The 24,359-nt window shown below is 58.1% G+C and carries 11 protein-coding genes; 6 read left to right on the forward strand and 5 right to left on the reverse strand.

What is annotated here, in order from left to right:
- The first annotated feature begins 118 nt into the window (after positions 1-118).
- From AB4N76_RS07600 to AB4N76_RS07625, 6 genes are read left to right on the forward strand one after another with little or no spacing between them, the layout of a single operon-like run.
- Positions 119-844: an RDD family protein gene (locus AB4N76_RS07600; RefSeq protein WP_046033270.1), complete on the forward strand. Its 726-nt coding sequence runs from the start codon at positions 119-121 to the stop codon at positions 842-844.
- Complete coding sequence (locus AB4N76_RS07605) at positions 841-1,818, forward strand: stage II sporulation protein M (protein WP_046033269.1); 978 nt, start codon at positions 841-843, stop codon at positions 1,816-1,818. Before AB4N76_RS07600 ends, AB4N76_RS07605 begins: the two co-directional genes overlap by 4 nt.
- Positions 1,805-3,349, forward strand: coding sequence for a DUF4129 domain-containing protein (locus tag AB4N76_RS07610; RefSeq protein ID WP_046033268.1), 1,545 nt, complete (start codon positions 1,805-1,807; stop codon positions 3,347-3,349). Before AB4N76_RS07605 ends, AB4N76_RS07610 begins: the two co-directional genes overlap by 14 nt.
- Positions 3,346-4,509 carry a DUF4350 domain-containing protein gene (locus AB4N76_RS07615; RefSeq protein ID WP_077431372.1) on the forward strand — a complete coding sequence of 388 codons (1,164 nt, stop codon included), beginning with the start codon at positions 3,346-3,348 and terminating at the stop codon, positions 4,507-4,509. The genes AB4N76_RS07610 and AB4N76_RS07615 overlap by 4 nt, the downstream gene beginning before the upstream one ends.
- A complete protein-coding gene (locus tag AB4N76_RS07620) occupies positions 4,506-5,507 on the forward strand; it encodes an AAA family ATPase (protein ID WP_046033266.1) in 1,002 nt (333 codons plus the stop codon). Before AB4N76_RS07615 ends, AB4N76_RS07620 begins: the two co-directional genes overlap by 4 nt.
- Positions 5,504-6,835, forward strand: coding sequence for a DUF58 domain-containing protein (locus AB4N76_RS07625; protein WP_460164330.1), 1,332 nt, complete (start codon positions 5,504-5,506; stop codon positions 6,833-6,835). Before AB4N76_RS07620 ends, AB4N76_RS07625 begins: the two co-directional genes overlap by 4 nt.
- Here AB4N76_RS07625 and AB4N76_RS07630 read toward each other — a convergent pair.
- The 5 genes from AB4N76_RS07630 to AB4N76_RS07650 form a co-directional block, all read right to left on the reverse strand.
- Positions 6,832-10,413, reverse strand: a complete 3,582-nt coding sequence (locus AB4N76_RS07630; RefSeq protein ID WP_460164331.1) for a hypothetical protein — start codon at positions 10,411-10,413, stop codon at positions 6,832-6,834. The two genes, AB4N76_RS07625 and AB4N76_RS07630, sit on opposite strands and share 4 nt — an antisense overlap.
- Before the next feature lie 20 nt (positions 10,414-10,433).
- Positions 10,434-14,921, reverse strand: coding sequence for a Tc toxin subunit A-related protein (locus tag AB4N76_RS07635; RefSeq protein ID WP_460164332.1), 4,488 nt, complete (start codon positions 14,919-14,921; stop codon positions 10,434-10,436).
- 83 nt (positions 14,922-15,004) lie between these two features.
- Positions 15,005-16,201, reverse strand: a complete 1,197-nt coding sequence (locus AB4N76_RS07640) for an Ig-like domain-containing protein (protein WP_460164333.1) — start codon at positions 16,199-16,201, stop codon at positions 15,005-15,007.
- 82 nt (positions 16,202-16,283) lie between these two features.
- On the reverse strand, positions 16,284-19,712 hold the full coding sequence (locus tag AB4N76_RS07645; RefSeq protein WP_460164334.1) for a Tc toxin subunit A: 3,429 nt from the start codon (positions 19,710-19,712) through the stop codon (positions 16,284-16,286).
- A gap of 203 nt (positions 19,713-19,915) precedes the next feature.
- The gene (locus AB4N76_RS07650; RefSeq protein WP_460164335.1) at positions 19,916-24,037 is read right to left on the reverse strand and encodes a hypothetical protein; all 4,122 of its coding nucleotides are present in this window, start codon (positions 24,035-24,037) and stop codon (positions 19,916-19,918) included.
- Between the last annotated feature and the right edge of the window lie 322 nt (positions 24,038-24,359).

The following is a 24,359-nucleotide window of genomic DNA, read 5'->3' on the forward strand; positions in this document are numbered from 1 at the left end:
TTGCCATTCAATCACCTCTGGCCACTCACCGTGCACTACATAGTTATGTCGTTTCCCCCCGGAGGCTGCTAGCATCGGATGGACATCGAATCCCGAACAGGCCACATCAAGGTTGCCCATGCTCGAGACCACAGCACTGCCAAGGAAAGCGACGCTGTCCCCGCCACTGGATACCCGGTATCAAGTCGAAACGCCCGAAGGCATCGACTTGCCACTGCGCCCGGCCGGGCTGATGGTTCGTGCGCTGGCCTTCACCATCGACCTCGGATTGCGCGGGTTGATCCTCGGTCTGTTGTTCATCGTATTGGCGTTTCTCGGAAAGCTGGGCGCCGGCCTGGGTTCAATCCTGCTGTTCGGTGTGAGCTGGTGGTACATGGTGCTGTTCGAAGTGCTCAATCAGGGGCGCTCACCCGGCAAACAATGGATGGGCTTGCGCGTGGTGCAGGATGACGGCACGCCTATCGGCTGGTCTGCTTCGCTGCTGCGTAACCTGCTGCGATTCGTCGACCTGTTGCCGTTCGGCTACTTCCTCGGCGCCGTCAGTTGCCTGCAACACCCGACCTTCAAACGCCTCGGCGACCTGGCTGCCGGCACGTTGGTCATCTACCGCGAACAACCGTTGCCCCCACCGCAACTCCCCGACGCCCAACCCCGGCGCCCGGCGTTTCCCCTGTCGCTGACCGAACAGCGCGCCATCCTCGGGTTTGCCGAGCGTCAGGGCGAACTCTCCGAGGCGCGGGTCAACGAACTCGCCGCGATCCTTGCCCAGCCGCTGCAGGTACCCGCACCCAAGGCAGTGGACGAACTGAACGGCATTGCCCGCGGCTTGTTGGGGCCGACATGAAGCAAAGCCTTTTCGAAAGTCGCCACAAGGCTGAGTGGGAACAGTTTTCGCTGATGCTCGAAAGGCTGGAGCGAGGCAAGGAAGCGGCACGATTCACCAGTTTTCCTGGTGATTATCGAAGGCTCTGCCAACATTTGGCGCTGGCTCAGGAACGCGGCTACAGCAGCTTCCTGATTGACTCGTTGCAGCAACTCGCCCTGCGTGGCCATCAACAGCTGTATCGGCATCGCAGTCGGCTGGGGGCGAGTGTGTTGGCGTTTATCCTGGCCGGTTTCCCTCGACTCGTGCGTGAGCAATGGCGTTTTGTGCTCGCCGCCGCCCTGTTGTTCTTTGGCAGCCTGATCGGTTTCGCGTTGCTGGTTTATCTGTTTCCAGACCTCATCTACAACCTGATTCCGGCCGAGCAGGTCAGCGAAATGCAGAGCATGTACGACCCCGTCGCCGGCCACTTGGGTCGCACGGCGGAACGCGCGGCGAGTGAAGACTGGGTAATGTTCGGTTACTACATCATGCACAACATCGGCATCGCCTTTCAGACCTTTGCCAGCGGTTTGCTGTTGGGTGTGGGCAGTGCATTTTTCCTGCTGTTCAACGGTTTGATGATCGGGGCGGTGGCCGGGCATCTGACGCACATCGGTTATGGGCAAACGTTCTGGACATTCGTGATCGGCCACGGCGCCTTTGAGTTGAGTGCCATTGCGCTCGCGGGGGCCGCCGGCCTGCAACTGGGTTGGGCGCTGATCGCACCCGGGCGCCTGCCCCGCGCCGAAGCCTTGCGATTGGCTGCGCGCAAAAGCGTGCTACTGATTTGCGGGGTAATGCTGTTTCTGCTGATTGCCGCATTTATCGAGGCTTACTGGTCATCGATGACCGCGCCCCAGGCCACTACCAAGTACCTGGTCGGTGCGGTGCTTTGGCTGTTGGTGGCAACGTATCTGTTGTTTGCCGGACGGAGTCGCCATGCGCCTGAGTGACGCCACGGTCGTCATCCGTCCCCGTTCCACTTGGGAAGCCATGGATCTTGGTGTGCTGCTGAGTCAGCGCCACCGCCGCCTGTTGATGACCAGTTGGGCCATCGTGACCTTGCCGGTCTTCGCCCTGCTGAGCGTGGTGCTGTGGGACTCCCCTACCCTCGCGGTGTTTATTTTCTGGTGGCTCAAACCCGCGTTCGAACGCCTGCCGTTGTACATCCTGTCCAAATCAATGTTCGGTGAAACGCCCACATTGAAACAGGCCCTGCGCCAATGGCCGCGCCTGCTCAAGCCACAATTGCTGGCCAGCCTGACCTGGCGTCGCTTGAGCCTGAGCCGCAGTTTTGTGATGCCGGTGGTGCAACTCGAAGGCCTGGGTGGACATGAACGCCAACAGCGTTTGCACGTGCTGCTGCAACGCAACGCGGGCGCCGCGCAATGGCTGACGATCATCGGCATGCACCTGGAAACCGCCTTGTGGATTGGCTTGATGGTGCTGTTCTACCTGCTCCTGCCGCCGCAGGTCCAGATCGACTGGAGCTGGCAGACGTTGATTTCGGCCGGCGTGCAAGACTGGCGTTGGCTGGAACACCTGACCAACGCTTTTTACGCAGTGGTGCTGGTCATCTGGGAGCCAATCTATGTGGCGTGTGGGTTCAGCCTTTATCTGAACCGGCGCACAGTGTTGGAGGCTTGGGATATCGAACTGGTGTTCCGCCGATTGCGCCAACGCCTCAACAGCACCATCGTTCCCTTGCTGCTGGCCGCCATTCTGATCATCCCCACCGTGCAAACGGTCTGGGCTGCCGAGCCGCTCATCTCACCGGACAGCCCGCGTCTGCTGGATCAACCGCTAACCAGTCAAGCGTCGAAGGACAGCATCAAAACCCTTCTCGAGCAGCCGCCATTCAAGAACAAGGAATCGGTCACCCGCTATCGATTCGGCGAGGACAAATCGGCGGACACAACCTCGGGGGACAGCAAAACACCCCAATGGCTGGAGGCGTTATTGAAGCTGCTCGATAACCAACGCTTCGGGTTTCTGGCCAACTTGATCGAAGTATTGCTGTGGGGCGCAGTGATCGGGGGCATCGGGTTACTGATCTGGCGTTACCGCGAATGGTTGCAGGCGTTCGTCAGCCGCCGACCGGCCTTGACCATCAACATCGCACGGTCTGTGCCGCAACAGGCGTTTGGCCTGGACCTCAAGCGCGAAAGCCTGCCCGCCGACATCGCCACCGCCGCCGAAAATCTCTGGCAGTCCAACCCTCGTGAAGCCTTGGGCTTGCTGTATCGCGCCCTGCTCAGCCATTTGCTGCACGACCACCACATTGCGCTAAAACCGGCCGACACCGAAGGCGAAGTGCTCCAACGCGTCGAGCAACTGCAACAGCCGGCGCTTTTGACCTTCAGTAAAAACCTGACCCGGCACTGGCAGAACATGGCCTACGGGCATCGCCTGCCTGCGGCGCATTTGCAACAGGAACTTTGTGACGGCTGGCGCACATTGTTCGGCCCGGGAGCTGCGCGTTGAATCGGCACCGCGGGCTGGCGATCGGGCTGATCGTCGCGGTGCTCGTGGCCGCGCTGAGTATTTATCTGTACCTGAAGGCCACGCCCTATCAGACCGAAATCGATCACGGCCCATCGCCAGAAGCCCAAGCCAATCCTTACCTGGCCGCCGAATACTTTCTAGGCAAACAGGGCCTGAACGTCAGCCATGCCAACAGCCTCGATATCCTGCCGAGTATCGATCCTCATCAACACAGCCTGTTGCTGCTCGGGGACCGGTCGAAGATGACCCCGCGCCAGGTTGATCAGGTGATGAACTGGACTCGGGCGGGCGGGCGCTTGCTGTTTGTCGCCCAATCCTTGTGGGATGAAAAACTGGGCCAGAGCAATGACCTGTTGCTCGACCGCGTGCAATTGCACCAGTCGCTGAGCAAAGACCTGAAAGACCCGCCACCCAATGTTTTCGAAGACTCCTTTCCCAAGCTGACCAAACTCTATCTGGAAGACGAGGACGCACCGGCCTACGCCAGTTTCGATACCGCGTTCCATCTCGACGACCCGAAAAACCTCGCGCAATCCTGGGCCAACAGTGGCAAAGGCACGCACATGATGCAGCTGAGCCACGGGCTCGGCTCAATCATCGTGGTCACCGATGCCGACCTGTGGAAAACCCCCGCCATCGATCAATACGACAACGCCTGGCTGCTTTGGTACCTGACCGCAGACACGAACGTGACCCTGATGTTCAACACCGTTCACGACAGCCTGCTGACCTTGCTGGTGCGCTATTTCCCCCAAGCGCTGGCGGCCCTGATCGCCTTGATTGCACTTGTCTGCTGGCACGTCGGTGTGCGCAATGGTCCGTTGCTGGAACCTGCGCCCAAAGCGCGTCGTCAGCTTCAGGAACACCTGCGCGCCAGTGCCGATTTCATGTTGCGTCGCAACGGTCAACATCACCTGCTGCAAGCGTTGCAGCAAGACATCTTGCGGCGTGTCCGGCGTCGTCATCCAGGCTTTGAACAACTCGTCATTGCCGAGCAATGGCTGGTGCTCGCACGCCTGACCGGCCAACCCACGCGCGCGATCAGTCAGGCCATGAGCCCGCGACCGAAGCAGCGGTTGTCCAGCGTGCAATTCAGCCGCCAGGTCGCCCACCTGCAAACCTTGAGGAACGCCTTATGAGTGAACAGATCGAGCCCGGCAGCGCGACCCACGCTGCCCAGCAACGCCAACGCGCCAGTCAGTTGGCTCAGGCCGTGAGAACCGAACTGCAGAAAGCCGTGATTGGTCAGGACACGGTCATCGACGACGTGCTGACGGCATTGATCGCTGGCGGCCATGTGCTGCTCGAAGGCGTGCCGGGGCTGGGCAAGACCTTGCTGGTGCGCGCCCTCGCCCGCTGCTTCGGCGGCGAATTTGCGCGCATCCAGTTCACCCCGGACCTGATGCCCAGCGATGTCACCGGGCACGCGGTCTACGACCTGACCACCGAACAATTCAAACTGCGCAAAGGGCCGCTGTTCACCAACCTGCTGCTGGCCGACGAGATCAACCGCGCCCCGGCGAAAACCCAGGCCGCATTGCTCGAAGCCATGCAAGAACGCCAGGTCACCCTCGAAGGCCGCGCCCTGCCCATCGTGCAACCGTTCATGGTGCTCGCCACGCAAAACCCTATCGAGCAGGAAGGTACTTACCCACTGCCCGAAGCCGAGCTCGACCGCTTCATGCTCAAAGTGCGCATGGACTACCCCGATGCCGAGCAAGAGCTGAACATGGTGCGCCTGGTCAGCCGCTCGACCCGCGCCGACATGCTCGATGTGCAGCCACTGCGCACCCTGTTGCAAGCCAAGGACGTATCAGCCTTGCAGCGCATCGCCAGCGATTTGCCGCTGGACGATCAGGTGCTCGATTACGCCGTGCGCCTGGCCCGTGCCACCCGCACCTGGCCCGGCTTGACCCTCGGCGCCGGGCCTCGGGCGTCCATCGCACTGGTGCGTTGCGCACGGGCTCGTGCGTTGCTGCGCGGCGGTGAGTTCGTGATTCCGGATGACATCAAAGGCTGCGCCCTGGCGGTGCTGCGTCATCGCGTCCGGATCGCACCGGAGCTCGACATCGAGGGGCTGGACGTCGATCAAGTGCTCAAGCAATTGCTCGATCAAGTACCGGCACCGCGCCTGTGAAACCCTCGCGCCTGCTGCTGATCTGGCTCGCGATCCTGCTGGCCATCGGCATCGTGCTGGGCGCATTGCGGGCACTGGACTTCGCCGTCCCGTCAACCCTGTTGTCGATCAACTGGGGGCTGCTGCTAGCCCTGTTGGCGCTGGCTGTGCTCGACGCCATTCGCCTCAAACGCCTGCCCTCGCCGCGCGTGCACCGACACATGCCCGGCAGTCTTGCATTGGGCCGGTGGAGTGAAGTGCGACTGGACATTGAACATGCGTTTGCTCAACCGCTGAACGTGCAGCTTTTCGACCATGTGCCGCCGGGACTGAGTTTCGAAAACCTCCCCCTGTCCATCGAACTGCAACCCGGGCTACAGAGCCAGATTGGCTATCGATTGCGTCCGCTCAAGCGCGGCCACTTCAGCTTCGAACACTGCGAAATCAGCTTGCCGAGCCCCTTGGGCTTATGGTCCGACAAGCGTCTGCTGAACGTGATCGACAACACCCGCGTCTACCCCGACTTCGCTCGCCTCTACGGCGGCGAACTGTTGGCGGTGGACAACTGGATCAGCCAGCTCGGCGTACGGCAGCGCCAGCGTCGCGGGCTGGGCCTTGAGTTCCATCAATTGAGGGAATTCCGCGAAGGCGACAGCCTGCGCCAGATCGACTGGAAAGCCACCGCCCGCCAGCGCACGCCCATCGCCCGTGAGTATCAGGACGAGCGCGATCAACAGATCATTTTCATGCTCGATTGTGGCCGCCGAATGCGCAGCCAGGACGGCGAGCTCGCGCATTTCGATCACGCGCTGAATGCCTGCCTGTTGCTCAGTTACATCGCCCTGCGCCAAGGCGATGCGGTGGGCCTGAGCACATTCGCCAGCGATCATCCCCGCTACCTCGCCCCGGTCAAAGGCACTGGTCAACTGAACGTGTTGCTCAACAGCGTCTACGACCTCGACAGCACCCAACGCCCCGCCGATTACCAGGCCGCCGCCACCCAGTTGCTGGCCCGCCAGAAACGTCGGGCGCTGGTGGTGCTGGTCACCAACCTGCGCGATGAAGACGACGAAGAACTGCTGACCGCCGTCAAACGTTTGAGCAAGCAACATCGGGTGCTGGTGGCGAGTTTGCGCGAAGACTTGCTCGACAATTTGCGGCACGCACCCGTGCAAACCTTGCCGGAGGCGTTGGCTTATTGCGGGACGGTGGATTACTTGAATGCGCGGGCGGAACTCCATGAGCGGTTGAGTGCTCATGGAGTGCCGGTGGTGGATGCGAGGTCCTCAGAGCTGGGGGCCGAATTGGTGACCCGGTACTTGAGCTGGAAGAAGGCCGCAGCCCTCTAAGCTTCGATTGAAACGACAGGCGGCACAGGCCCCAGCGACATCGCACTAACCGGCGACAGCTTGAGCAAGCGGGATGCCTCCAGTTGCAAGCCATAAGCACCGCCGATCGTGCCAGTGAGCTGCCAACTCAAACCGGATTCAGTGAGTAGACGGGGAACGCCCAACCCAGGGTTTGTGTTTAGTCCGAGCTCCCTGGGCGAGGAGTAACCCTTCACCCCCAGGCAAATATTGCGACCGAGTAAATGGCTGTTTGAATTGTCGACCGACAACTTGATGGTATGCGGACTCGTGATTCGCGGAAAAAGAGTCTGCGCCCCCCAGATCGTTTTTATGGCTTCGTTGTTGAGCTGAATCAGGGCATCGTCCCAGACACCCGCGGTCAATACCTTGATATTGAATGTATGGGACAAATCCGCTTCTGCGCGATCACTGACGCTTTCCAGCGTAGCGATTACCACGACATCCCCGGCTTTTTCACCTCTATAGGCAAAACTCGCCCAACCCTCACCATTCGTCACCACCCGCGTATGTTTCTCCTCAACAGTGAACGTCACCTCCACACCGGTGGCTGCCCGTCGAGTGCCCGCGTGGCGGACCTTGAGCCCCAACTGCGCATACTCACCCACAACAGGATCAATCTTGGCCTCGCGCACCTCGCCAATCTCGATATTAATGGGCCCTGACTCTTGTTTTTCAGACATAAGCACTGCCTCGTTCGCGAAAGTTGTGGAAGGCGACACCGTGGATGAACCCGCTTCACTGACGACAGCGGCCAGAACCGTGAAGTCAAAAGAACATGAGGGGAAATCATCAGTGCCGTCGTAGGGGCTTGGCACCGTGGCAACCACTGTCACGACGCCCGGTTGCGTCGCTTTAAAAGGAAAGCGTGCCCAGCCATCGTCTCGCGTCGGCACCAGTACAGAAGTGCCCCCATGCGAGAAGCTCACGTCGACACCTGGCACTGACCGCTGGGTGTAATACGATTGGGCCTTGATCTCCAGCAAGACGGTTTCACCTACAAATGGATCAAACGTAGGCCCACGCACTTCACTAATCACTAATCGGTTGTGCGCTAACGACATATTCAGCGGCGCAAAAGTGAACAGGGCCTGAGGGAGTTCCAGCGCGACCCCCAACGCACCACTTTCAATGCTGGTGCTAGCATCCAGCGTCCACTCAAGGCCCTCACTGTTCAGGTCTCGTGCATCGTCGGGAGTCAACCCTACATTGAGTGCGGGGTTCGCCCCGTCAGCCCACTTTGCCGCAACCTCAAGCCCGTTCAGCAGGCTGCCGGAACTGGGCGTAAAACTTAAAATGTGCTGACCGCCCAGGCAGGGATACGCGGTGCCCGTCAGGTCCAGTTCCTTTTCGTCAAGTTTGAACGTCCCCTCTCCGTCCAGCGTTTTTGACAGGAGTCGCCCCTGCAACTCATAAGGCGCCAACTCTTCATGGCATACAAACAATTGGAAGGGTGCACTGATATCGGAGGTTGAGCTGACCATCCAGCTCAGCCCTTGCCCCGTCAACTTTCGTGGAGTCTCCTTGGCAGGTTCGAAATGAAAATCCAGACCCGCACCCTCATCGCTGACCAGATCCAGGTAGATAAATTCGTCCAAAAAAGGGCCATCACGCGGCATGATCCGTAACTCAACCGGATCGTCGTTGCGAAAACAAAGGAGTCCGATGTTTTCCTCTGCACGCCCATTCAAAGTCACGGTTACCAACTTGCTCCATGGATCTTCGGCCAAAACCGTGACCTTGAACTCACGCTTGAGAATCTGGCCATCATAAGGACTGTCTACTCGGGCAGTGATGGTGACAGGACCTTCCGTGACAGGGCTGAAGGGGTATACACACCAACCATATTCACCCGTTCGCAATACCTGCTCAGGGCCCCCATCAACACGCCACTTGACATCAATTCCTGAGACGCCCCTCTCCCCCTCATTGAGAAACAGCGAGAGGATTTGAATTTCCAACTGCAGATCGGCACCACCCACTGTAGGAAATCTCGTCGGCAGCTTTACCTCGCCGACGGCCAACCTGTTATGGGCCAGTTTCAACGACTGAATGGGTGACGCCCGCAACAACTTCGAACAGCTGACCTTGAACCCAAACTGGCTGTCTCTTTTGTTACTGCACACCATCGTCCACTGCTTGCCCGGCCCTGCGACAGGGTTGAAGCTCTCAAGCGCTGGCGTGAACCCCATCTCCAAACCTTCGGGTGTATCGTCCCCCACCCAATGCAATGCCAGCTCGGTATCGGCCAACAAGTGACCCGCTGCAAACGCCAACGCCACTTGATGGGTCGCACCTCGGCATGGATAACCTGTTTCAGTTCCCCAACCCCATTCACGCGACGACCCATCCAGCGCAAATGTCGCGCTCAGCCATGGATCTTCCTTGAGCGCTCGCCCCTTGAACGCGAACCGGGCGTCTTCTTTTTTGTAGTGACTGTCAACAGAGGCCTCGATGACCCAATCGCCTTCTGTTTCCGGCGTCCAGGTAAAACCGGCATCACCGTTTACGTCCGAGAATTGCCTGAACAGAACGATATCGTCCTCTGGACTCTGGCCAATCAGCGTCCAGGTCACCTCACGGTTGGCCAGGGGCGTTTTTGTGAAGTGAGACGCCACCCGCGCACGCAACTCCACGGTTTGATTGAGGTCGATCACCGGATAGTAGGTAGCCTCCAGCAAAGGGATGACATCGAGCTGAAAATGCCCGGAGACCGTGTCCAGAGGATAAACATCGGCGGTGTATTGACTGCGCACACCCAGGGTGTGCTCGATCTCCTTATCCTCCACTATCCCGGCACAACTGATTGTCCACGGATCGCTGACGGGATGTTCCGTCCCCCACGGCGGGCTGGCATCGAGAATGCCCTCGGGATCATTCACGCCGTCGTTCACCAGCAATCCCGCTAGCGTTTCGACCCAGGCACTGTCACTCACCAGTTGCAACGCAACCTCATGCTCGTTACCAAAGCACAGGTGCAGTTTTTCACCAGGGGACTGTGGCTCGCCATCGATCGTCACTTGCGTCAGTCGCAAAGGCTCCAGCAACAGCTCCACACGCACAAAGGCGAGTCGCACGGCACCAGGTCGACCCGGCCCACCGTTATCCGGACTGATGAGGGTAAATTTAACGGTCGTTTCCGTAGGCTCGAGGGTGAGCGGGTGACGGTATTCGACAAGGTTGAGCTCCAGCAAAAGTTCGTCGGGATTCAGCGCCAACTCCGGCTCGGCCTCGCGAGAAGGTACAAGTCTAAGATCCACTTCCCCGCCTCGACCAGGATTGATCCGCAGCGTTCCGACGGCACGTTGAACGGCCTCGTAGTGGAAAATCAATTGGTAATCCGCCTTTTGGGGACTGGGTCTCGGCAGCGATGCCAGTGTAATCGTCTGGCTGCCCGTTCCCTCATTGACGGCGTTCATGAAGCCGACCTGTTTTCCCTCCCATGCCCCGCTCAGCTTGGCGACCTTTCTTTCGTCATTGATGATCCAGTCCTTCAGATCATTGGCAAACTCGCCGTTGACGATAAAGTTGTAGTTGGCATATACATTTTGTTCGTTCATGGCTGCGTCTTCCTTGCGCGTTAGGTGCGCGTGGCCTTGTCGGGTGGGCTGTTTACGGGAGCGGGCTTGAGCAACGCTTCAACCTCATTGGCGAAGAGGTGGCCGCCGTCCCGGGCTTGATAAACCAGCGTCAAAATGACGTCCGTCAACGACTCCAGAAGACGCCCCTGAGAAGCCTGTTCATGCCTCGGGAGTGTCAGTACATATTTGGCATGGGCGCCTGTGCCTTCGAAGGGCAGGTAGCGATCATCGTCCACCCGGTTGGCCATACCGTTGTCGTCCAGCCCCAGAGACAACCCTATCTGCTGATAAGGGCGCAGGTTCTGCACCAGCGAACCAGGAGGCGCTGTGGTCGCCCCCGAATCGTGCAAGTGTTTGACCGCTTCGATTTGTGGCTCAAGAACGGTGGCACTGCTGATTTGCACCAACGTGGCGCAAATGTTCTGGTACGGTCCCAACAGGCCGGGAAAGGTCAGGGACAGCGCCTTGACCTGACGGCAGAAGTGCCCGGGATAGTCCTCATTGAAGAGTCTTTCGTTCAGCTCGAATTCCAGTTTTCCTGAACTTTTGAAGTTGGCCCACGTGACCGGGTCCAGGGTCTTGAGGGAAATCGTCTTGACCAACTGCAATCGACGCTCGTCACGCTTGATGCGCGCAGCCGCCATCCTCAGCAGATCCAGCTTCAACGATTGGCCGGTGGTAAACCCATGGTAGGTATCCATCCAGACATCCGGGCGGATAAACCGGGTCTTGTAGTCGGCCATTTCATACTGCCAACAGGTTTCGGCGCACAGGCACAAGCCGGCGACCACGTCGTAAACCTGGTAGATCAGGGTTTTCACTTGCCCCACGACCCAGTTGCTCAATTCCCGGCCAGTGCTGCGATTCTTGTAGAACGCGTACACCGCCTTCGCTTGGGTATTGGCCATCTCGGTCTGTTGCAAACTGGCTCGGGCAGCGCCGATCGCGTGTTCCTGGGCCAACAGTTGCTCGCGTAATACCCGCACCTCGGCATCGGATTGATCGCGCAAAAGCTCCCACTCTTGTTTGCGCCGCCGTTGCTGCTCAATGATGCTGAGCTCCTCGGTTTCACGCATTATGTAATCTGCTGTCAGCTGAGCAACGTCGGCAAATGCGTACGGGATTGCCGCCAGACGGACACCGCCAAAAGACGTCCCGAAAACATTTGGAAGCAAATCCAGCGCCGATCCTGTTGTCCGCAGCACACCAGAGACCAAGGCGACATCCCGGGCCAATCTGTTCTGTTGCAGAACGCGGTATTCGACTTTGGAAACCCCCTCCTCAACCAATAGTCTGTAGTGCTGCGCCCGGGCCTTGACCATGCTTTCACTTTGTCTCAACGAAGCGGACGTCGCTTCGAGCTGGGCGATGTTCGCTTCGTGGATCGAGCGGGAATAGTCGCCCAGTTCAATCATGTGTCTGTATTGCAGCTCCTCCAGTTCTCCCCGGTCACTCAGTTCCAGCCAGGTTCTGAGCTGATCCTCCTGCTGAATCAGAAACTCCACGCCCTGCAAGGCCAGGTTGTAAACGGTCTGCCATTTGTAGGGCACCACCTGCACCTGGCCACCCGGATTGCGCGCGGTTCCCGAATTGGCATTGGCCTGTGCACGCAACAGTTCCCGCGGATCCATCGTCTGGCTGAACAATGGAATCGACAAGGGCTGACCTTCTATCGAGCGATTGTTACGCAGGTTGTTCAGGCGTGCGTTAAGCAGGTCCCATAGCGCTTTGGGTCGTTCATTGATCCCGGAGCGAAACATTCCGGAACCCAGTAGATCGAAACGCGGTGTGGCCTGCATTGCGGTAGGCACCTCGGCCAGGCTGAGTTTAAAGTCGGCCTCAAACGCTTTGAGCGGATCGCGCGGTTCAATCCTCGTCAACACCTCTTTCAGCTTCAAAGGCTGCCATGTGCTGGCCGATCGCGTGACAGGTTCTTCGCCAATCAGCGTCAGTGCCCTGCTGTAATTCAGCGCCGCGTGAACCATGCTGTCGTAGTCCAGATGGCGATACAGGGCGTCGCCCCACTCGATCAGGTTTTCCACATAACGCAGAAAGATCGCGATCTTGAAGTGAATCGGCGCGCAATAACCGATTGCGTCTGGGTCAGACGGTGCCGCGCTTTCATATGAGCATTCGATGCCCTCGTTTTGCAGCGCACGGCAGCGCCAGTACGCCGGTGCGGGGATCACCACCGGATCATCGGGAAGTGGATTCTTCGGGGGCTCGAGCTCGCGCGCCAAGGGGTTGAAGACGTACTCGAACCAACCTTGCGCTTCGTGGTGACGACCTTCCGCCGACAAACGTGAACCCACCAGATCCGGGGTATGGAAAAACAGCTCCCAGAAATACAAGCCGTTACACCCCTCGAATGGACCATTTTCCTCAATCTTTCCATCGGGCATCAGCGGCTCGTCGACGTGCTGAGTCTCCCAGGCCAGTAGCGCATCGACCGAGACCGCCGCACGGCTGGTCAGCACGGGGCCGAACGTCGAGTTCACCCGTGCGTACTTGAGCGCCTGTTGGTCGTTGTTGAAACTCAGAAATTGCGCGCCCTCGGCGCTACGCTTGTCGATCGACGGGGTCGTGTACCGGCGCGCACTCTCTTTCAGGACGACGGAAAACTTGTTGCGCCCGTATCCTTTTCTGTCCTCATCTGCCTCACCAAAATGAAAGTCGATATTCGGTCCGATGGGAAAGTTGGTGATATCCACCGATTGGGTTTGTCGGCGATAGGTCAGCCAAGGGGTTGCATAGTGACCATCCAGAAAACCAGTCGAAGACCAGTCAACCGGATCAATCTGGGTCCGCGCTGGAAACTTGAGCTGCAAAGCCACGGAGACATGCAGGATTCGGGGCACCAGTTGATTCTGTTCGTTAGCAACAGCGACGCCCAGGCCGGTGATGGAAAACCCCGCCCCCGCCACAATTTCATCTCGGTTTCTATCAAGCAAATACGTGAGCGCGGTCGCGGACAACGTCGCCACCGCTTCTGCGACCCAGATACCGTCCCCTACCGAAGTTTCCTTGAAGTCATTGATGGCGAATGAATGGACAGCTTCCTTGGCATTGTCTTTTGGCAGCTCCACCACATGAACCTGCGTCGGCTTGTGCCGCGTAGTCAGTGTGATCCTGAGTTGCTGCTCGCCGGCGTCCACCATTCTGATGTCCATCAACGTCACCGCTCGCCAACTGATCGACAGCCGTTCGAGCACTCGTCCCTGTTCTTTCACCGCATCGCAGCGTCCCCGGACCCTGAGCACTTCATAGAAGTTGTTGTCGCCCCCCAACTCGCGGGTACAGATGGCGTCCAGAAACAGATTCGCATTGATTGAGCCCGCTGTTTCCACGGCACTGGTAATGGCGACTGTCGAGTAGTCCTGCGGAACCACCTTTTGCTGCAAGCTGGCGGCGTCCCTGAAACGGCCAAACGTCATCTGCAGCAAGGTCGCGGTGTCATCCGCCACCTTGCGAAACAATGCATCCCGGGTTTCATGAACTTCTATCTCATGGAACGCGACTTGCCCATCCAGGCCGTGACGGTTGGTGTAACAAACCGCCAACCGGTCGTCCCGGGGATCACCGTCCCCCATAGACACAGCCGTCAAGCGGCCATTGGAAACGTCGTGCTCGCAATCACGCTGGTGCAACAACAGAGGAGCCGACCACTGCCCGTTCAGGGTGCTGAAGGCCACTTTGATTTCCAGCGACCACGGTGTCTGCACCACACCGTTGCTATCGATCTGGCGCTCGCGCCATTCACACCAGACCATGACCGGCAACCCCAGCCAGTTCACACAACGGATATCCACCACTTTGCCAGTCGTGGCGATTTCGATCTTCTGCCATTCACGCCAGGCGGCGGGGTTGATTTTTTTGCTGTCCTTGTCCAGTTCGACGTTGACACTGCGCAAGTAGTAGGCAAACGGCGCTGTCCGCTCCTGCCCGATCAGGTAATAGCGCGCGTCCTGAACGTTCGCTCCGTCAATGTACCCGCTGAGTACATCAAGATCGCAGATGCGCTGGAACGCCTGGGTGTATTCCATCAAGCCCATTTGCACCGATTCGGTACTCAGACGCATCTGGTTAAGGCTGTTTTCCAGAGCCTGAAACAGTTTTGTCTTGTTCAGGCGAAGTGACGGGACAATGTAGTTTTGCGCATGATGTTTAAGAATCACATTGGCCGACCACGTGCTGTAGTGACTCAGAAACTGGTACCAGTAGTGCAAGTCATCTTCGTCAAAATGGCTGTTTTCATAGCCCTTTTCCATGCCGCTGTAGACCGACTCGATATGTTGCTGCAAACACCGCACGGTCGAGGAAATCCGGGTGGCTTTCAGTTGCGCGCTGTCCTGGGTATCGAGCATCAGATACTCGCTTAACTCACCGGGCGTTTTCAGGGTGACTGAACCTGACCACAGTTTCTGCCCCAGCACCGCTTCCACCATCGCCGCCGTATAACGTTCGGTCAGTTCATTGATTTGTTCCATTGTTTTTCTCCCTATCGCTGGGTAATGACCCTGCCAGCCGCTACGTGGCGTGGCCAGACAAGGTCGCCGGGCAACCAATCAATTCATGAAGTCGACGATGACCGCCGGGTGACGGGCCGTTTTACCAGGGTGCCTTCAAGCACCAGCGCCTCATTCAAACGATCACAGAACAGGCTCAACTGGAACCGGCCGTTTCGCTTGTTTGCGGTGCGGATCTCCACCTCATAGGGAGCGACATCGAACTCAAACCGCGTGGCCAACGGCGGCGTGAACACCATCCCCAGAGCCTGGGTGGAATAGTCGGAGCTCCACCCGAGCGCACCGTGACTGTCCTTGAGTTGTGCGGTATCAACCGGTGAGATTTCCAGACGGTAATGGCCGTCTCTGAACAGAGTGAGCTCATCGGTACCGGGGATGATTGGAATGCGCGATTCGCTGCCGGATTCAATGGTTATCAGCTCAACTTTCCAAACAAAGGCCGCTACGACCTTCAGCTCGAACTGTTGGGTGCGTGATGGATGGAGTTCCAAACCAGCGCTCACCGAAAATGTGCCAGCAACCGCCGACCTGAACGGATACACCGAGCGACCTTGTGCATCGGTCGCAATGGAAATCTCCTCGATCGGCGTCGAGCCGATCCTCCATAGCACCGGATAATTGCTCACCGGCTTCGCATCCGGGGCGTTCGACTCCTTCACATCCACCCACAGCAACGTCGGCCGCGAAGCGCCGGCCACCGGAAAACGAATGACCTCTGAATAGTTCTGGATCACGGCGTCACTGGCCACCCACACCTTGACCTCGACAAAGGGGTCGGTGCCCAGCTGTGCGTACACCGTCAAATCGCCAGGCTGCGGAGCGGCCACCGAAAACTCGGAGAACCCGTCAGAGTCGCTGTTTTGCTCGACTTTCCCAGGTGTGGCGCTCGTCCACCACATCACCTTCTCACCCTCTTTGGGCGTGCCATCGAGCCCGACGACCTGGCAGCGCACCGGCATGGCATGACCGACCATAGCCACCTTGGTGACAGAGGGGGTGGCGAGTATCCGTGGCTTGTCGGCAAACACGATGGGGCGACTGAAAGTGAAGCTGTGGTTACCCTCCACATTGCCGACTGAAATGTTGGCTTCGCCCGGGCTCAAGCTGGAAACCCACACGCGGGTCAAGCCATCCTTGTCGGTGAACGTTTCGCGGGGGCGAATTTCACCCAGGGTCGTGGACCAGGCCACCTGACGGTGAGCGCCTTTGTTGCCGTAATCGTCGATCAACACGGCGTACATGTCCTGTTCCCACAGACGCCCTGCCAGCACCGGATCCCTGGGGGGCAATCCGCTCAACTCGGAGTTGAATTTCAGTGTCGCCTCATCGCAATCGATCACCACCGAGGGGGGGGGGGGGGGGGGGGGGGGGCGGGGCGTAAATCGGTTCATAAAGCGGCACACTGTAGTGCACATGGGCGGTTCCCATCCTTGCCCCGGCCTGCAATTGCGCCCAGGCGCGCCCCTTGTCATCCGTTCGGATCACAGGTGTGAGCACTACCCCCAAGTCTGTTGCGACGTGAAGATCCACCCACTTGAGCGGTTCACCGTAAAAATCGAGGAGCGTGATTTCGAACTCAGCGACGTCCTGTGGCAAGTTCGCAATCAGGGTCGGGTTGTCCACCACGCATCGGGAGGTGAAGCTCTGGCCGACTTCAGCCGAATCTTGCGTGGTTGTTTTGGCATTGAATCGGGCCAGGCTTTCCAAGGCATTTTGCGCAGCGTTCGCGTAAAGCGGCTCCGGATCCAGCGGGTGCAACTTACCCAGACTAAACGCTGCGGTAGCATCCATACCGTTGCGGGCCAGCTCCAATGTGCGATCAAGCAAATCAAGGTGTGCCAGATTGCGCAGAATGGGCCAGGACGGACTGTCACTGCCTTCGATTTCGCGATTGATGTGTTCGGCGCATTCGAGCACATGCCTGATACCACAGGAGAAATAAGTGGCCAGCTTGTCGGCCGCGGCGTCACGAACCAGGCGCAGGCCGTCCTCACTCATGTCGTCGGGCAACTGGTTGACCTGACTCAGGTAATCGAGGATTTTTTCCTCGGGCTGCCGAGCCCGGGTAATCAGTCGACGGAAAAGCGCCAGGTAGTACACCGTCCGGATCGAAATCTCGTAGGGGTTCTCGAGACTGAACCATTGATACTGTTCGCCCTTCAGGAGCGTGGCGAGCATTTGCGGGCTCAACTCAAGCTTGTCGGCAATCCGGCCGCGCCGCTCCAGTTCCGTGAGCATTTGCAGGAACGAATCCGGTGCCTCCAGCACCCGATTCACCCGTGGAGTATCAGCGGCTGGCAGTGACATGGCCTCTTTCAAAAAGTCATAGGGATGCCCTTGGGCCCAAGACAACACCTGCGTTGCCAGTAATGAATCCAGCTTCAGATAAACCGCAATGCCTTCTTGCACAACCACCCGCTGTTCGTCTCGGCAGCGCAACACAATCCGGGTGATGAGGGTCACCAGAGGGTTGAGCCTGGCAGCGTACTCGTCCTCGTCTTCATTCTGTTCTTTGGCAAAGAGCCCTTTCACCAAATCCTCGATCACAGTACTGGCTCGCACCAGATACTGTTCCTCGGTTTCTTCGGCACTCCCCCTCACCAGGCCCTCTTCGTCCACCAGCGGTACCAGCTCAAGCAGCCACTCGATGAGTTGCTGGTTACTGCCACGTATCGGTGCGCCCTCCTCCAGTAACGTGGCTTCCTCTACCCGTACTGAATGCACCTGGCTGCGCAACTGCCGCAGAAACTGTTCCTGGGTCTCGGTCCAGACGGTGGGCACATAGACGGGTTTGACGTTTTGCACCAACCAGAGTGGAGGCAAGTCGTATTCCCGGGACCACTGGGTGCACGTCATCAACCCGCGTATGGCACTGAGTGCATCCGCGCCGTCCGTCGTACCGAAACTGGACACCACCGGTTCACCCGCCAACTGCGCCACCAGCCCCTCTCCATCGCTGAGGGTTTGCAGCAACGCCGTCGATTCGATGGGGGTCATCCCAAGCAGCCGGCCCAGCCACACCAGGCGCCAGAAGCTGGAAAAAATTTCCAGGCTGCGCTTCAAGTGGGTCTTGAGGCCATAGGCTTCGGCGATCACCGTGGCCAGATAGCGGTACGTTTCGAAGTTGATTTCCAGCGCACTGCAGATCTGATGCACCGTTTTCTGCTCGGCTTGTGCGCGCGGCATGATCGCAAACTCGACATCATCGATGAGCAACGGATCCTGATTCCCCTTCTCCTGGTTGTACACACGATCGAAATGAGACAGCTGCCCATCCTGGCCGAACACAGACAGCACATCGATGAGCGCCGCGAACTCTTCGGCCTTGCAGCCGTAAGCGGTATTCAGTTCCTTGAACAGTCCCAGGCAGCGCAGGGTGTTGGTCCTGATCCATATCGACGGCTCTGAGGTGCCGCGACGCTCGGCATGCATCGCCGCCATGAGCAGTTGATCGACCTGATGGCTGGGCAACTGCAGCATGCGATCCAGCCGACACTTGCGATTGATGCGGTCAATACGGTGTTGCAGGGTACTGGATTCAATCTCACCCACATGGTGCAAAAGGAACTGACTCGCGGCACCATCTTGCACTAGCTGAATTGCAGGAGCTTGCCCACCATGGATGTACCTGGCACCGGCCATAACCCCCGTGGCTGGCAGGTCAGGATCACCCAACGCCGGAGCGTTGGCGGACAACTTGGGCGTAAACGCCCCAAGCCCTAACAGACAATCGACCTGAACCTGTTCAAGGCGCGTTGCATCTTTAAAAATCCACAGACGGCGCAAAGATGAGAGGCTATGTGCCAGGCTGCCAAAGTTGTCGACATAGAAAGACTCCACCGACTTTTCCGGGGTCGGGTCGACCAGCCGGGTACGAGGATCCACCCTGTGCAGGCGTGCCTTGCCCATTTCGGCATTCAAGGGGAAGTACGGATCTTCGAGCAATAGCGACATTTTTAGTGGGCCTATGCCCATACTCAGTTGCAACGCCGCATCCGCGCGTGGTCCTCCCCGAGCGCCCGGTTGTTTGAAATACGGATAATCCAGGTCGACCCGTCGGACGATGTCCCCCACCACCCCGTTTTTCAGGGCCGAACCGACAACATGGGAGATGCTTTGCCAATCGTGGTCGTAGGGCAGGCCGTTATGAAAACGAATCGTGCGCAGGTAAGCTTTGACACTCGAAATTTTGGGTTCAGGACGGGTCAGGATCTGCGTTTCAAGTACCGAGTTGACGATTTCCAGCCGTGACTGCTCGCGGTTGATCGCCATTTCGTCTATCAGCAATTCATCTACATCGGGCCGGCGCACTTTCAGCGGGATGGTCTGCGATTCATCCTCCGGCACGATGTTGTCCCGTACCCATTCGCGCAGGGCCACCATGTATGCGGTGGTCGATGCACTGTGTTCGGGGCTGCCCGGCGGGGCTGCGCCATCGTTGTCCGGGTTGAACTGATCCTGGTAGGTGGGCAACGGCACCGACGCTTGATTTTCGTCTGGCGCCGCACACAGACTCTGCTCGCGGAACGCCCGGGCCATGTACAAGGCCAGCGCGTTTCCCCGTGCCATCAGGGTGCGGGATTCTTCGCGGCTCAAGCCGAGCTTCTGCAATCCGGCAGTGCCCTGCTTTATGAGTGTGAATACACTGGGGTTTTGCTCGATGAACTCATCGAATGTCGAACCCCTGCCAACACGCTCTCCGAGCACAGCCTTGACCAATTGGTGAATCGGACGATCATCAGATGCATTCATTGCGATATTTTCCCTTCAGGCAAAAACCATTGCCAAACCTGTCAGAGGCATGGCAGTTGCTGACGTCTTGCCGATTTAGCGCTTGCTGAAGGGTGAGGGTCTACTGTCAGATCTGACAGGTTTCATTACCGCCGGTCGGAGAGTGTGTTGAATGAAAAAAAATGGCCCTCGACAGAGGGCCATTTGGAGTCGCCATGCAGACCTCAGCGGGCATCGATCACGTTCAGAACATGGTCAACCATCCATAGTGATATCAGTTCACCCTTGTAAGCTCTCCCCGCAACGATAAATGCTCCAACCGGCAGCCCAGTGAGCACAATGACCCACTGTCCTTCCGTATCGGCCACTCCTCTGCCCCACACGAAAGAGCTGTTATCTTTTCGGTAAAGCCGCACCTCGGCACCTGGCAACGCCGTACCGCGAATGACCGTATGAGGTGATACGCTGGAGCCATTGGGCGGACTGGTGACGACAGGTTTGTCCAGTTTGTCGGTAACCTTGAAGTTGGCAGCCATGCCCGGCCAAGCCGAGAATTGACCATCCATGTTCTGCCGGGCCGTGATTTTATACGCCGTCGCAGACACGAGCAGATTGAATGTGCAGCGAGCAGACCAGTTGCCTTGGGCATCCACTACCGTTTTGGCGTAAACCTGTGTCGAGTCGTCAAATGGATGCACCTTGACCTCTGCTCCTGGCAGGCCCCTACCGGAAAACAGAGGCAGGGGTTCGAGTGTCTGCGCCGCATCATCCACCGGACTCTCGATGACCGGTGTTTCCAGGACGGAAGGTACCTGGATCACCACAAAACTGCGGTTGGGCAACAACCAGTTCGAGTTAGCACCATCGCGGGACTGGCGCACCGAATAGGTATAAGGGGTGGTCGCCACCGGCAAATCGATCTGCGACTGCAGCGCCCACCGTCCGTTGCGATCCACCAATGTCCTGCCCAACACGGTAGCGATATTGTTGGCTTTGATAATCAAGATCTCGGCATAGGGCTCTCCCGTACCGGAGAACATCGGTCGCCGCCCGACCTCTTGCCCAACAAACGGGTACTGCACCGTGGGCGCGTCAAACTGGTTTGCCTTGCGCTCCACCATGAAGCGCCCGCTCTCGGCCCATTCCGAAGCCTTGCCCTCCACGGTCTGGCGCACCACTACCCGCGCCGCGCCGACCGGCAGATCCTTGTTGCCCGAAACCGCCCATCGGCCGAAGGTATCCGCCACCGTCACCGGTGCTAGCACGTCGGCGGTGTTGAACCATGAGGCCACAGTGATGGCCGCCCCGGGCGTGGCCACGCCGCTGAATAGAGGGCGGACGCCGACCCAGTCGCCCTGCAGGGGTTCGGTGATGTGCGGGGCGAGACCCAACAGGGAAAAGGTCAATGTAGGAGAGGCGAGGGAGTCCAGCCCAGCACCCGCGCGCGCAAATGCCTTGATGCCGTTGGTAGCGATCATGTTGTGCCCGAGGCTGGCAGACCAGGTGCCATCCAGCTTCACCGTGACGGGTTCGAAGTTGTAAGCATTGCCCGTTCTTTGAACATGCACGGTGTCTCCCGGATAACCGAACCCGGAAATGTTCAACAGACGACCCAGCGCTTCGCCATTGCGCGGCGTATCGATCACCGGTACCGCCGGCACCACCATGACGACGCGATCGAGCGGGTCACTGGCGAAGGTTTTGTACCGCGTCCTTGCCTCCAGGGTTACGGGTCCACCCGCCACCAATGTCACGCTGGCCTCCCAGGTGTTGTCCGATTTCACCTGAATGTCTTTAAGGAAAGGCTGGCTCTGCCCCTTGATCGACAATTCGACGGTAGCGCCGTACGGCGCTGTACCCGAGAACCGTGACGTCCGCGCCGGCCTGCCATTGGCTGCAGGCACCGTGATCACAGGCTTCGCCACGCGAACCTTCACCGTTCGCAAGTCGCTTCGCTCGGAGACGTTGGCGCTGGTTTGAGCCTCTTGCTGAATGGCATAAACGGTCAGATCGCTTGGGGCCTGCTCAGTCAGCGTCACTTCCCATTGACCGTTAGAGCCCACCGGCCCGGCCCCCAACGACTGATGGGTGACGTTCGAGTAAACGACCACCCAGCAGCCCTTGAAGCCTGTGCCCTTGATGACCGGGACGAGGTCGACCTCGGCGTTGGCGGCAGTGGTGATGACCGGTTTCGGGGTTTTGACCGTGAACGTTCGACTGGCAGCAGCTGAGGTCTGCCCGCCGAACGCCGCCGTTGCCGTGATGATGTACGTGGCGGGTGCCCAGTCTTCGACGGCATTCAGAGCGAACGAGCCTCCCGTTGCCGTCAGTGGCACGTTAGGTTTACCCGGAATGCTCAAGATGATCGAGGAGCCCGGCCAGGCACTGCCGGAAATCCGCGGGCGTTGTCCACTGGGGGGGGTCAGGGGAGGTTCGGTAAATGTGGGGGCAGGCGAACCAATGATCATCGAAAACTTGACACTGTCACCGGACCATAGATAGTTCACCCACTGCCGTGCGGTCAGGTTGGTGTAGTTGCCTGGGGCAAGGTCGGCGGTTGCAGTGGTGGTCCAATTGAGGTTGGACTGTACCGAAGCTGCTGGTACTGTCGGGCGTAGGTCGACGCCATTGTTGAAAATGACGACCACCACCTCATTCGTTCCCCACTGACGTCCTCTGCCAGAGAACGTTGCCCGCTGGCCGTTGACGGTGACACTCACGCCAGTGGGCTTGGGGGCAGGGACATTTACATAGTGGTAAGGCACCCAACTGGAGTTGAATATGCGCCCGGAGCCACCATCGGAGACGCTTTGTAAACCGGTGAATGCGTGTGTCCCCGGCACTAAAGTTTCCGGGATTTCCTTTGACCAGGTACCGGAAGACACTGTTGTTTCAAGGTAAACAGGGTTGCCAGTATCGCCGAGACGAATTTCCATTCGAACATCGGTGCCGTTATAGCCGGTGCCATGTAACTCAACACGCTCCCCAATGAGCCTGGATGTAATGGTTGGCATGGGCGGTCGAACCAGAATGAGCAACGGTACGCTGCGCACCGACCCTACAGTACCCTTGAACTGTTGTGCTTCTAAAGTGAAAGGGCCTGGCGTAAGGTCAGTTAATAAATTGGTAATCGCCCAAGAACCATCATTACGTACAGAGCTCTCGCCAATAACGGTAGTTGTTGAACCTTGATAAACTTTGATTCTATCTGCACCCGGCGAAGCTCCCGAACCGGAAATGGCGGGCCGCAGTTCGACGGTACTACCGCTGGTTGGGGCGGTGATGCTCGGGGTGGCGAGCAGAAAAAAGGATCGTACCGATGACCAGGCCACATTTCCCGCTCGAGAGTGTCGTGCCGTCATAACAATGAGGCCACCTTTGGGGTAATTGGCCAGGTTGAATGGTTTCCTGAAAACTCCAGTACTAGCTGACACTCCTCCTGCATGCAGGAGGGTGCCTTCAGTATTCATAACCTCGATCTGTTCATTGGGAGCGCCGTTCACCACCACATCAAAAGGGTCACCGATCTTTTTAACTGCGTTCTCTGTTGGCTCACTGATAACGGGCGGTGGCAAATATGCGAAATCAGCAAGGATAGACCAACCTGAAGTCCGACCGAATGCAGTTTGTGTGCCCACTATTACATTTCGACCTAGACCTAAACCTAAACCTGTGACATTTACACTCCAACTACCACCCGCTCCCACCAGACCAGTACATTTGATGCTCCCAATATTTTGCTTATACAGGGTGACTGTCGCCCCCGGAACACCGCCGCTCCCGGAAACGGTAGCCGGCGGGGTTAAAATACCTGTCGGGGGGATAATTGGAGCAGGGGGTGCATATAGTATTTGGTTATGAACTTCCATCTCAACATCCGACGTACCAGATCTGTCATAGATGTATTTAAAGGAAAGCCACGCAAAATCGGAATTACCTGTTACGTAGCCGCCTGAACTGACGGTGTGCCATTTACCATCTTGGGTGGCATCGTCGTTACTCAGTTCGAAATACCCCCATTGGCCTGCTGACCTAAAAGAAAGGTATACGTTCCCGCTACTCCTGCCATTGTCATAAGCCCTGTATCGCTTTGCGTAACAAGTAAACGAATTACCGGATGCATTAAATGACCATTCCACCTCAAGTTCTGCCCAATAGTCACTCTTGGAAACACGAAGAACCTGCAGTGCAAACAAATCATTTTCTGTGTGTTGCGAGTCGACAACACGAGATGCATCAGCAGGCTGTTTAACGATATCAGATTCTTTTTCAATATCGTCCACAGCAGGCAGTTCGTCCCGCGACTCGCCGAGCGAATCGTTTATGACGTAATCATTGATGTCCATGACTGACTCCGTTATACCCACCATTAAGGCAATGCCGCCCGGTTCCTGCCATTGAATACCGTTCCACATCGCCAGCCACCTGACAGAAATGACAGTTTCGACGAACGGTGATCGCGCGTTTTATCCCCTCGTCCTCTAACTACAGCACCTTGCGCCGTTGCGTACAGATCCCTCAGATTCCGCCGGCCTGTACACCTTGGCCCTGCCCCGTACCTTGATCCGCGTCGCTGCCCATCAGCGATCGGGTTTAGTCGCCCGGGGTTTCACGAATGCGCATTAGCGTCATCCAGTCGGGTATTCCCTATCCCCGCACTCGATGGTG

The organism is Pseudomonas sp. S2_F03 (assembly GCF_054668335.1).

Coding starts and splice junctions, on each gene's coding strand:
- AB4N76_RS07645 (WP_460164334.1), bottom strand. CDS start 19,712: ATGAATGCATCTGATGATCGTCCGATTCACCAATTGGTCAAGGCTGTG.
- AB4N76_RS07630 (WP_460164331.1), bottom strand. CDS start 10,413: ATGAACGAACAAAATGTATATGCCAACTACAACTTTATCGTCAACGGC.
- AB4N76_RS07635 (WP_460164332.1), bottom strand. CDS start 14,921: ATGGAACAAATCAATGAACTGACCGAACGTTATACGGCGGCGATGGTG.
- AB4N76_RS07600 (WP_046033270.1), top strand. CDS start 119: ATGCTCGAGACCACAGCACTGCCAAGGAAAGCGACGCTGTCCCCGCCA.
- AB4N76_RS07620 (WP_046033266.1), top strand. CDS start 4,506: ATGAGTGAACAGATCGAGCCCGGCAGCGCGACCCACGCTGCCCAGCAA.
- AB4N76_RS07640 (WP_460164333.1), bottom strand. CDS start 16,201: ATGTACGCCGTGTTGATCGACGATTACGGCAACAAAGGCGCTCACCGT.
- AB4N76_RS07650 (WP_460164335.1), bottom strand. CDS start 24,037: ATGGACATCAATGATTACGTCATAAACGATTCGCTCGGCGAGTCGCGG.
- AB4N76_RS07610 (WP_046033268.1), top strand. CDS start 1,805: ATGCGCCTGAGTGACGCCACGGTCGTCATCCGTCCCCGTTCCACTTGG.
- AB4N76_RS07605 (WP_046033269.1), top strand. CDS start 841: ATGAAGCAAAGCCTTTTCGAAAGTCGCCACAAGGCTGAGTGGGAACAG.